Source organism: Xanthovirga aplysinae (genome assembly GCF_009711365.1).
GTDB classification, from domain to species: domain Bacteria; phylum Bacteroidota; class Bacteroidia; order Cytophagales; family Cyclobacteriaceae; genus Xanthovirga; species Xanthovirga aplysinae.
This window is the reverse complement of the sequence record NZ_SMMB01001196.1, coordinates 1-11040: the sequence shown is the minus strand read 5'-3', so window position 1 is coordinate 11040 and position 11040 is coordinate 1. Positions and strand designations below refer to the sequence as shown.

The following is an 11040-nucleotide window of genomic DNA, read 5'->3' as shown; positions in this document are numbered from 1 at the left end:
GGAAGAAAAAACAAGGTACTCGAAGGAAGAACTTCAGGAATTTGAAACTTTAATTACCGAAAAACTCGAAAAAGCCTATACTGAACTCAACTATATTAAAGAGACATTAACCAGGGCGAATGATAGTGGAATAGATAAAACAGCAGGTACTTTAAAGATGTTAGAGGATGGAGCAGATACCGCGGAGAAGGAAAGTTTAAGTCAGTTAGCTGCTCGACAACAAAAGTTTATTATTCAATTGGAGAATGCTTTGGTTAGAATAAAAAATGGAACTTATGGAATTTGCGTGGATAGTGGTAAATTGATTTCCAAAGCCAGGTTAAGGGCCGTTCCTCATACAATGCATTCCATCGAAGCCAAACTTCGTCAAAACAAATAGAGCACTGGATTTTTTACAGAATCACATAGAAGCCTTAATTTTTTGCTCCACTACTCCAGTAAAAATTGAGGAAATTCGGAATTGTTTGGCTGAAATGTTTCAGACAGATATTCCTGAAAAAGATATTAAGGAAGCTCTAGATGCCCTTTTGAAGAAATATGAGGCTGAGGAGTTTCCTTTTCAGATATTTTATCTTGGAGGAGGTTACCAATTTCTTACCAAGCCTGCTTACCAGGCCAGCATTCGCATTTTATTGAAACAAAAGTCAAAAAGAAGGTTGACTACCTCTCAATTGGAAACCCTGGCAATAGTAGCATATAAACAACCGGTTACCAAAGCAACAATTGAGCAAATAAGGGGTGTGAGTTGTGATTATACAATTCAGAAGTTATTGGAAAAGGAACTCATTTCAATTACTGGAAAAGCGGAAACCATTGGTCGTCCTCTTCTTTATGGTACCAGTGCAAAATTCATGGAATACTTTGGAATTAATAGCCTGAAAGATTTACCAACTCCTAAGGACTTTGTCAGTGAAGGAAGTCAAATTGGAGAGCAACAGGATTAATTTTTGCCTTTTCTCCTTTTCTTTCACAGTCATTTCACCTTAATACAACAATCATCTTCCCATTTTCTGGTTATTTTCAATGAAGGAATGCAATTTGCAGAAAATTTGAGAATGAGTTTAATGAAAGGGAAATTAATTCTATTGCTTTCATTTTAATGATCTACAATTTTCAACCGTTTTATTTAAAAATACAGTAGTGATACTGAATTGAAATGAGAAAAAAAAATTTCAGGGGAAACCCACAGGCTGAAAGAAGCACCCCATCAAGGAAAAACAAATCCGAAGATCGGTATTTAAAAGGAGAGTTGGATAAAAGGCCTTCAAAAAAAAGAAATAACCGTCCTTCCTTTGAAGAAAAGGAAATAGATCGCACTTCGGAAGGTTTCGGGTTAAAAGAAAGGAAGAGTTCAGGTTATGAAGGGGGAAAAAAATCATTTAGAAGAAAACCTGAAAGATTTAAAGATCATGGCAAACCCTCATCTGCCAAAAGAGGTGCTAAATATGGTAAGGAGAGAGTGCGTGAAAAGCAAGACAAGAGATTAGAAGGACTCTCTTCTACAAAAAGAGCACGAACTCCGGATTATAATTTTGATAAAATCAAAGAAATATCTCAAAAGACCCAAGCTCCAAAAAACCAAACAGAAATCCGCCTAAACCGTTACATTGCAAATTGCGGAGTATGCTCACGTAGAGATGCTGATCTGCTTATTCAAAATGGAGAGATCAAGGTTAATGGTAAGGTGGTAACCGAACTAGGGTTTAAGGTAAAATCAAGGGATGAAGTAAGGTACAGAAATAAACCTATAAGAAGGGAGAAGCTTATATATGTACTATTGAATAAACCCAAAGACTTTATAACAACGACCAATGATCCCGAGGAGCGAAAAACTGTGATGCAATTGGTTAAAAATGCCTGTGAAGAGCGCATTTATCCAGTTGGGCGATTGGATAGAAACACTACCGGCCTATTGTTGTTTACAAATGACGGAGATTTAGCTGAGAAACTTGCTCATCCTTCTCATAAAATAAAGAAGGTTTACCAAGTAGAATTGGATAAACCTATTTCTAAAGAGCATTATGAACAAATTACAAAAGGCTTAGAATTAGAAGATGGTAAAGTGGAGGTAGATGAACTTGCTTTACTTTCCCCGGATAATAAAACTTTGGGTGTTGAAATTCATTTAGGTAGAAACCGTATTGTAAGAAGAATATTTGAATTTCTTGGGTATGAAGTGGTAAAACTTGATCGTGTGCTTTATGCCGGACTCAGCAAAAAGAATTTGCCAAGAGGAAAGTGGCGGTTCTTAACAGAAAAGGAAATGATTCAACTCAAATTTTTCACCAAATAGATATTAGGGCTAGTTTTTTATGACTAGCCTTTTTCATTTTCAGTTTTAATTCAATTCCTTCCAGGTCTCTTCCTAAACCACTATTTCAGTACTTTATTTATCAATTGAGTGCTGTTTGCTTCCATTAAATGGAAAATTTCCTTATCCAGATTTTCTAGTTGATTTTTATCAAAGGTCTTTTGAATTTTGCCTTCCTCTAAATATAGAATATGATCACAATTATTAGTTAATGTTTCCAGAATGTGGGAGGTTATCAGAATTGTTTTGCCTTTTTCTTTTAATTTTTCTATCAAAATTCCTAAAATACGACTGGTTTCAAGGTCTACGCCGTTGTAAGGCTCATCTAGAAAAATCAGTGATTTATCCATTTTAAGAATGCCCAACAAGGCCAATTTCTTTTTCATTCCAGTGGAATAGTCTTCCACAAACTCATCCAAAGGAAGTTTAAACAACTCCTGCCATAGGTCTATTTTAAATGAAGAATCAGGAGCTGGAAAAAGCGACAGATATTCTCTTCCTGTGATATGAGAATAAAAAAAATTTTGGGTTTCTAGGTAAGCAAGGTCTTTTCGTTGAAGTTTTCTGTTATTCCAATGAATTTCTCCCTTTTCCTTGGAAACTATACCTTGAATCGCTTTTAGTAAAGTTGTCTTGCCAGCTCCATTAAATCCAATTAACCCATATACTTTCTTATTCTCAAGTTGTAAAGAAAGTTCATTTAATACTCTGTTCTGACCAAAGGTCACAACAAGGTCTTTTACACTAAGCATCCAGGTAATATTTTAGTTTTTCAATGGATATAAAATAATTTCGAATACAAAGAATTAGGGAAAGGGGTAATAAAAAAGGAAGAAAGATTCCGAAAGAAACCATTACATGTAATACCGTATTTGCTTTTAAAATCATATTAGGTTCATAGGAAGCATATTTACTCAAAATAAAATAACAAATGTTTATGAGAGAAAGCAGGTAAACTACTAAAGGAATCCAAAAACTTCCAAAGTGGAAAATTCCATATAATAAAACAATTGGAAAGGTTATGAAAATATACAATTGAAGGTGTTCTCTTAGTTTTTCTTTTATGAAAGATTGGGCCGAATCTTCCGATCTAGCTAAAAGTATATCCAAAGGTTCGCATTCCATGTAAAAGGAAGATAAGAAAAATGAAAACACCCAAAGTAAAAGCAAACTTACATAAGGGAAGAAACTTAAGCTTAAAGCCAAAAGGTAAATGGGAAGAATTGCATAAAAATTCTTTCGTAAACCAGAACGCCATTCAAAATTAGTAATAGGTATAAATTTACTTTCTGGGATCTTGGATACTCTAATCTTCATTTGGTAGTTTATCCTAGAAATTAAACTAAAACCCAATATTATTATGAGTGAATAATACCAATAAGGAGTTACGAAGAAAAGTACTATTAACGGTAAGCTGAAGAAAGTATATTCGGTAAAGAAATAAAGCCTGGGGGATTCAAAAATACTCCAAATAAAGGCTTGATCTTTTCTGTTTAGATGTGTAGATAAAGTAATAATGAAAATTAGGGCTGTAACAATCAGGGCATTTGGAAAAAGAAAAGCATGATGAAAAATTACAGTTCCGATAAATCCCATTAACAAGATCAGGACTAAAATACTTAGTGGCCCCGAGGCTAAGAGGATTCTTTTTAATTGAAGGATTCGTATTTTTAGTAGGTCAAATATCAGGCGTTTCTTTAAAGAGAGATTAATTGTTTACAAAAAGGGCTCTAATGGAATTCATTTTTATACGTGAGGTTTGTATTTAAAGTTGTATCTTTTTACGGAAATAGATAATTTCTATTAGGCATAAAAAAAGCCTTTCCGGATGGGAAAGGCTTTGGGTGGTGATGAGTGGATTCGAACCACCGACTCACGGATTTTCAGTCCGATGCTCTACCAACTGAGCTACATCACCGTGTTTGTGGATACAAAAGTATACAAAATCCTCTTACATGCAAAACCCACTATTAGGATTTTTCCTATTGTATCCTCAACTCCCTCATAATGAGAATAAATATTTTTTATTTTTTTCTACTTTCTAAGTTTGTCTAGGAAGGAATGAATAAGAAATCCTTAAATAAATTAAGAATCATTATAAAAATAGAACTTTTAAAATAGTATGCTTGCATACTATCTAAAAGAAATATTACTTTTATAGACAGAAAACGATTGTGGTTATAATCGGGAAAGGAATATATCTTAATGGAAAAGGGCAAACATATATACTATAAAGGAGATCTCAATTTGGAACTAAGGCATAAAAAAAGCCTTTCCCATCTGGAAAGGCTTTGGGTGGTGATGAGTGGATTCGAACCACCGACTCACGGATTTTCAGTCCGATGCTCTACCAACTGAGCTACATCACCGTTTGGAGGGCACAAATGTAGAACAAAAACCTTAATGGCGCAACCGTAAGGGGCAAAATTTTAATAAAAAAGAATTTATTAAGTCGATAAACTTTTTACTATGAACTACTTATCCCAACTATTATTTCTGATCACGGTGGGTATTGCTACTTATATCCTAACCAAACGTATCAGTAGAATAAGAAAAAATATTATGATGGGAAAACCGCTGGACCGCAGCGATCAACCCAACAAAAGATTAAATACCATGTTGATGGTAGCCTTTGGGCAACAAAAAATGTTCAAAAAGGTTATTCCAGCTCTATTGCACCTAATGATTTATTTAGGTTTCCTCATCATTAATTTGGAAGTATTGGAGTTTGTCATTGACGGTTTTGCAGGAACTCACCGTATTTTCGCCCCATTTTTGGGAGATTTTTACACTTTGGCTCTTAACTTTTTTGAATTTCTGGCCATGGCGGTGATTGTTTCCTGTGTTATCTTCCTATTTCGAAGAAATGGGTTGAAAGTAAAACGTCTAAGCATGGCGGAGTTGAATGGATGGCCAAAATTGGACGCTAATCTGATTTTGATCATTGAAATATCCCTTATGCTTGCCATTTTGACCATGAATGCTACTGATCAAATAATACAAACCAGAGATTTGGCAGCAATGGGCATGCATCCTTACACTAAAACCGGTACCTTTTTCTTTAGTAGTTTCTTAATTCCACTTTTCCAAAATATGGATACTACTGCCTTGGTGATTACGGAACGGTTTGCCTGGTGGATTCATATTATCGGCATTTTAGGATTTGCCATTTATATCACTTATTCTAAGCACCTCCATATATTTTTGGCTTTTCCAAATACCTACTATTCCAACCTGGAAGCAAAAGGTAAAATGGAAAATATGAAGGAAGTGACTAATGAAGTAAATATGATGTTGGGCTTACCTTCAGAAAGTTCGGAACAAGCTCCTGCCGAAATTGGACGTTTTGGCGCTAAGGACATAAATGACCTTAATAGAGTCAATCTGATGAATGCTTATTCTTGTACTGAGTGTGGGCGTTGTACAGCCGAATGTCCGGCAAACATTACAGGTAAAAAACTTTCTCCTCGTAAAATTATGATGGATGTTCGAGATCGTTCGGAAGAAGTTGGCTATAGCATTAGCAAAGGGGGGAAAGGTCTTGACGATGGGAAGTTCCTACTGGGAGATTATATTACTGCAGAAGAAATTAACGCTTGCACCTCTTGTAATGCATGCGTTGAGGCTTGTCCTGTAAATATAGATCCCTTGTCAATAATTTTACAATTGAGAAGGTATCAGTCTATGGAAGAATCAGCCTCACCGAGCTCATGGAATGCAATGTTTTCAAATATTGAAACTAGTTTCTCCCCTTGGAAATTCGCTCCAACAGATCGTTTTAATTGGGCTGATGAAGTAAAAAAAGAAGAAATGAATTAATCAGAAGGGAGAGACTTGGAGTTCAAGATTACATGAAAACCAGGATTATTTTCCTAAAATGTTAATCACATTTAAACGAAAAAAAGACAATGAGCAATACAACATATCAAGTACCGACAATGGCTGAAATGGCCGCTAAAGGAGAGTCACCAGAAGTACTATTTTGGGTAGGCTGTGCTGGCTCTTTTGATGAAAGATATAAAAGTGTTACCAAAGCCTTTGTAAAGATTCTGAATAAAACCGGTGTAAGTTTTGCCGTTCTTGGGCCAGAGGAAAGTTGTACCGGAGATCCTGCCCGAAGAGGAGGAAATGAGTTTCTTTTTCAAATGCAGGCAGTTTCTAATATTCAAGTACTCAATGGATATAATGTTAAGAAGATTGTAACAGCTTGCCCACATTGTTTTAACACCCTAAAAAATGAATATCCGGATTTGGGGGGGGATTATGAAGTGATTCATCACTCCACTTTTCTCCAGCAGTTGATCAATGAGGGAAAAGTCACCCTTAAAGGTGGGGGAACTTTTAAAGGAAAGAAAATTACTTTCCATGATTCTTGCTACCTTGGGAGAGCCAATAATATTTATGAAGCTCCTAGAGAAGTGCTGGAGGCCTTGGATTCAGAATTGGTAGAAATGAAAAGGTGTAAAACCAAAGGTTTATGTTGTGGAGCAGGTGGTGCACAAATGTTTAAAGAACCTGAAAAAGGGGATAAGGATATCAATATCGAAAGAACAGAAGAAGCACTTGAAACAGGAGCCAGCATTATTGCCTCAGCTTGTCCATTTTGCATGACCATGATGACGGATGGGGTAAAATCAAAAGAGAAAGAAAATGAGGTAAAGGTAAAAGATTTAGCCGAGTTAATAGCAGAAGGGTTAGTTTAAGAGTGAAGAGAGTAAAGAGTGTTTAGTGCTCAAGGGCACTAAACACTCTTTATTCAATCATAGCCTACCACAATACTTTCTCTAAAAGTATTCCTTTCTCCATTTAGATTAAAAATTGTAAATAGAATTAGGTAATATCCCTTTTTTACTCTTTCTCCCTGATTAGATGTTCCGTCCCAGCTAAAAAAACCTTTTCCATTTAGGCGGGTATTTTGAGCTAAGGTCTTAATTAAATGACCGTTCGGAGTAAAAATTTTGACCGTTCCCATTTGATCATTTTCCATAAACTGATAACTAATCATTGCCGGACCTTCTCCAGGTGTAAAAATTTTAGGATAAACTTTTATAGCCCCTAATGCTAAATCTAAGTTTCGCGATTGAGAGTTTTGATAGCCAGGCGTGGCAAAGCCTTCCTCCCGACTAGCCGATTGCCAATTGTTGGGGTCGTTTGAAGGAGATTCTGGATTAACCCTTTCCAGGGAAACACCTCGGACCTCATTGAGTAAAGGAAAATGATAATCTTCGTTGTAGTTTACCTTATCAATAATTATTCCTTCACCTGTTTGAAGCCCAATATTTCCCTCGTCAGATGGTAGGGAGGGGAATTGCTTTAAGGCGATAAATGTGGTTTGATCGGCATTAATGTAATCTGCTTTTAGTATTTCACCATTGGTTGTGAATACTTGATATCCATCAGGAGGCAAAACTAAGTGGTCTTCAGTTAATGAGATTTCTTCTGAGGAATGGTCTGCCTTGATCCCGACTAATGAGAGGTCTTTAAGATTAAAGTATTTTGTGGAGGGGTTAAATATTTCGATAAAGCGTACCCCACCACTTCTTGGGTAGAATAAAATTTCGTTGATAACTATATCTAGGCTGTCGGCAGTTGAGGGTATTGCCACTGTTATGTTAATAGTTTCTGACGCATTACCTAAGCAATCCTTTACTTTTTCTACGGTAAGAGAATAAGTAGTTAAGGAATCTAAAGGCTTGGAGAGTTCAAAAAATAGGGAACTCAGATCAGGGTAAGAAAGGGTAATAGTTTCAATAGCCGGGCCTTCTAGTAAGTTTATTCTTATTAGATTCAGAAAATTTGGGTGCAGCTTTTCAGAGAAGTTCAATTGTAACCGTGTGGGAGAAATAGCCATTGCACTTTGGATTTTCGGACCAAAATGGTCGGTTAATTCATTGATTACTGAATTGGGCAATCCGGGAGTTCCTTGTTGAGGGTTTTCAGTTGAAGTCCAGTTTTCTTTTCCTGCACAGGGGTTATTGGTATCCACCATTTCAAGGGACCAACCTCCATCAGCCTTTATCGCATCATTATACCAGCTATCTTCATAAGCGATATGAAAAATTAATGTACTGTCTGCCAAATGAAGGGTTAACTCATCATCAGTTTTATTAAGGCTGGGCCAGTTGTTTAGTCCTACCACCTTTCCCCAAGGGGTAAATTTTTCTTGATTAGAAGAAGAGCAAAGGATAAGATATTCATTGGGAAAGATGTTGAGGTCAGGGAGGACAGTTGTAGTCTTTAAATCAGAAAGTAGTAGATTTTTAAGACTAATTACTTTATCTACAGGGTTGTATAATTCAATATATTCCGAATAGGGAAGAGAACCATCCTCTGAAGGAGATGCCATGATTTCACTAATCAAAAGTTCGTTAAAATTTGGCTGGATACCATCTGCAAACTGAAGAGAGGTAGGAGAAAGGGATTTTTGAGAACAATCATATATCCCTTCTAAATGGATTTGATAGGGTTTACCCGGTTTTGCAGCCTCTTCCCAATGAATTTTTAAGGTTCTAAAGTCAGGCCCTATAGGTTGGATGGCTTGAATAGTGAGAGGTGGTTCAAAAGAATATTTACCTTGAATAAGTCCTAGGCTGTCCATGGGTTCATCAAATAGGATTTCCAAATTAAAGGAATCAATTAAAATGGCCTGTAAAGCTATTGGATTTTGGGAATCTTGTTGGGATCCATCTATCGAATTTAAAAAGCCTGCAGTATTTCCGGAAAAATATGTGGAAGCACCCCAGTTACTATTTCCACTGCAGGGATTTTGGGGGTCGATCAGCTCCAAACTCCATCCACCCTCTGATTTTTCATCCTCTATAAACCAATCCTCCGAATAATTTAATCGATCAATAAGAGTTCCCTTTTCATTGTTTAGGGAAAGTTCATCTTCACTGTTGTTTAACTCCGGCCAGGGATTTATGCCAATACGGTGAATGCTGTCAGGAAAAAAGGGAATGGCCTCAGGTTTACAAAGAACAGCATATGCCCCAGGAGGTAGTGAGCTTTCAGGTAATCTCACCGTGGTTTTCAGATCGGAAAAGGTGAGCACTTGTAGCTCAATCGTGTCATTGGTTGTATTATAAATTTCCACAAACTCAAAACCTCCATCCGCAGGTTGAGAAAGCACTTCATTAAAAACCAATTCCTTGTATTTAGGTTGATAGGGAGGGTGAAAGATGAAACTAAAGGAAAAATCAGGCATGACATTCCCAGATAGATCCTCAAGGTTTTGAAGGAGTAAAGAATAGCTTTGGTTTTCAAGAAAGGGTTCCGAAAAAGAAAGTAATACTGATGACTCCTCTACTTCAATTTGGTTGGGGAAGAGGTTTTGGTCCAATTGGAAATGATTGGGTGCTGAGGCACTAATTTTCTCCAGTCCCTCATTAAAAAACAATCTAATTTGATGGGAAGAAATGCTTTTCAATTTAGTGAAGACCGGTGGAGATTGATCGAAAGAGAATGTATGGGAAGATTCCGGAAGCTGTCGGCCATATTGATCTATTAATCCGGAAAGTGTTAATTCGTAGGCTTTATCTGCAATAAAACTGCTTTTCCAATAAAGTTTAACTTTTGTAGGCTCCTCATTATTATGAATGGCAGAAATGGGATGCAGGCTTTCCTCCAATATGAAATGGAGTGTATCGCTGGCACTGTTATGCTCTAAAGGAATGTCAAATAAAACTTCAATGGCTTGGTTGTTAATGATTTTTATCTGATCAACATGAGAATTGTAAAGGAAGGATTCTTGCAAGTTGTAGGATGAATTGTTAAACAAATCTTGGGCTTCTAAGATGGTAAGTAATTGGGGATCTTTTTCCGGAAAAGGAGTTTTAAAGGATAGAATCAATAGGGAAGGATCTTGTTCTTCCCATTCAATCCTGATGGGAGTGTCTTTTTGGTTCAATATGAAATTTTCCGGCTTTCCGGTTATATCAGTAACAATAGGTTCTGAAAATTGAACTAGGATGGAGTAGCGGCTAAGGGGAAATATTTTGGCAATGTTGGGGTACTTACTGCTAAAATTGGCTTTCAGTGAATCTGTGGAATTATTTTTTAGGTCTTCCATTTTTGTAACCACCAATTGGAGAGAATCATAATCCTCAAAATCCTCCTCAAAAGTCAGCAGAAGAGTGGATAAGTCATAAGGGTAAAGCTCTACCGACATTGCTCTATTTTTTATGGGGTAAACCAAATAAAGGGAATCTACCTCGGCAACAGTAGAGTTAACCACCTCAGAGAAGTTTACTTCCAACTGGTTCATGGACATCATCTGAATGGAATTTATTTGAGGAGGCTTTTTGTCATAGATGAATTCAGTTGATAAAGCCCGGCTTAGGATATTGCCACTAAGGTCGGAAAGGTTTATGACTTGGAGTTTATATAGTTTTTCTTCTTCAAAGGAAGTTGAAAAAGTAAGTATAACACTGGAATCGGAGTTGATTAATTGAACAAAAGATGGATGTCCTAGGAAGGGTTCTGTTTCATAATGGTTGATAGCTTCGGCTGAAGAACCTTTTAATTTTTCTTCAAAATCCAATCGAAGTTGATTTGAGGATAAAACATCAACATCTTTTAGTTTTGGAGCTTGGGTATCGAAGAAAAAAGTTTGAACTGGGGTAGTTAAGTAATTTCCATTTTGGCCATAAAGGTTCCGGATAGATAATTGAAGATTTTTATTTTCCTTGAAATCTTTTTCAAAGCCCAAATACAAAATCATGGAAGAACCA

Annotated in this window: 8 protein-coding genes and 2 tRNA genes; 5 read left to right on the top strand and 5 right to left on the bottom strand. The window is 36.4% G+C overall.

What is annotated here, in order from left to right; genetic code table 11:
- From E1171_RS16455 to E1171_RS16445, 3 genes are all read left to right on the top strand, one after another.
- On the top strand, positions 1–379 hold a 379-nt coding region (locus E1171_RS16455; protein WP_155207144.1), incomplete at its 5' end, for a TraR/DksA family transcriptional regulator.
- Positions 380–383: 4 nt separating this feature from the next.
- Positions 384–944: an SMC-Scp complex subunit ScpB gene (gene scpB, locus E1171_RS16450; RefSeq protein ID WP_155207143.1), complete on the top strand. Its 561-nt coding sequence runs from the start codon at positions 384–386 to the stop codon at positions 942–944.
- Positions 945–1156: 212 nt separating this feature from the next.
- A complete protein-coding gene (locus tag E1171_RS16445; RefSeq protein WP_155207142.1) occupies positions 1157–2293 on the top strand; it encodes a pseudouridine synthase in 1137 nt (378 codons plus the stop codon).
- Between the two features lie 80 nt (positions 2294–2373).
- Here the strand turns inward: E1171_RS16445 and E1171_RS16440 are convergent, their stop codons facing one another.
- The 4 genes from E1171_RS16440 to E1171_RS16425 all read right to left on the bottom strand — a co-directional run bounded on the left by E1171_RS16440 (position 2374) and on the right by E1171_RS16425 (position 4680).
- Positions 2374–3063, bottom strand: a complete 690-nt coding sequence (locus E1171_RS16440) for an ATP-binding cassette domain-containing protein (RefSeq protein ID WP_155207141.1) — start codon at positions 3061–3063, stop codon at positions 2374–2376.
- Entirely contained in the window at positions 3056–3628 is a 573-nt protein-coding gene (locus E1171_RS16435; RefSeq protein WP_155207140.1) for a hypothetical protein, read from the bottom strand. The genes E1171_RS16440 and E1171_RS16435 overlap by 8 nt, the downstream gene beginning before the upstream one ends.
- A 528-nt stretch (positions 3629–4156) precedes the next feature.
- Positions 4157–4229: transfer RNA gene (locus E1171_RS16430), tRNA-Phe, on the bottom strand.
- Positions 4230–4607: 378 nt separating this feature from the next.
- Positions 4608–4680: transfer RNA gene (locus tag E1171_RS16425), tRNA-Phe, on the bottom strand.
- Positions 4681–4780: 100 nt separating this feature from the next.
- On the opposite strand from E1171_RS16425, the gene E1171_RS16420 reads away from it, so the two are divergent.
- Together E1171_RS16420 and E1171_RS16415 are read left to right on the top strand one after the other, a co-directional pair.
- Positions 4781–6130 (top strand): 4Fe-4S dicluster domain-containing protein, encoded by a 1350-nt coding sequence (locus E1171_RS16420; protein ID WP_155207139.1) that lies wholly within the window; start codon positions 4781–4783, stop codon positions 6128–6130.
- Positions 6131–6219: 89 nt separating this feature from the next.
- Entirely contained in the window at positions 6220–7014 is a 795-nt protein-coding gene (locus E1171_RS16415; RefSeq protein WP_187696503.1) for a (Fe-S)-binding protein, read from the top strand.
- Between the two features lie 53 nt (positions 7015–7067).
- Here E1171_RS16415 and E1171_RS16410 read toward each other — a convergent pair.
- On the bottom strand, positions 7068–11040 hold a 3973-nt coding region (locus tag E1171_RS16410; RefSeq protein WP_155207138.1), incomplete at its 5' end, for a lamin tail domain-containing protein.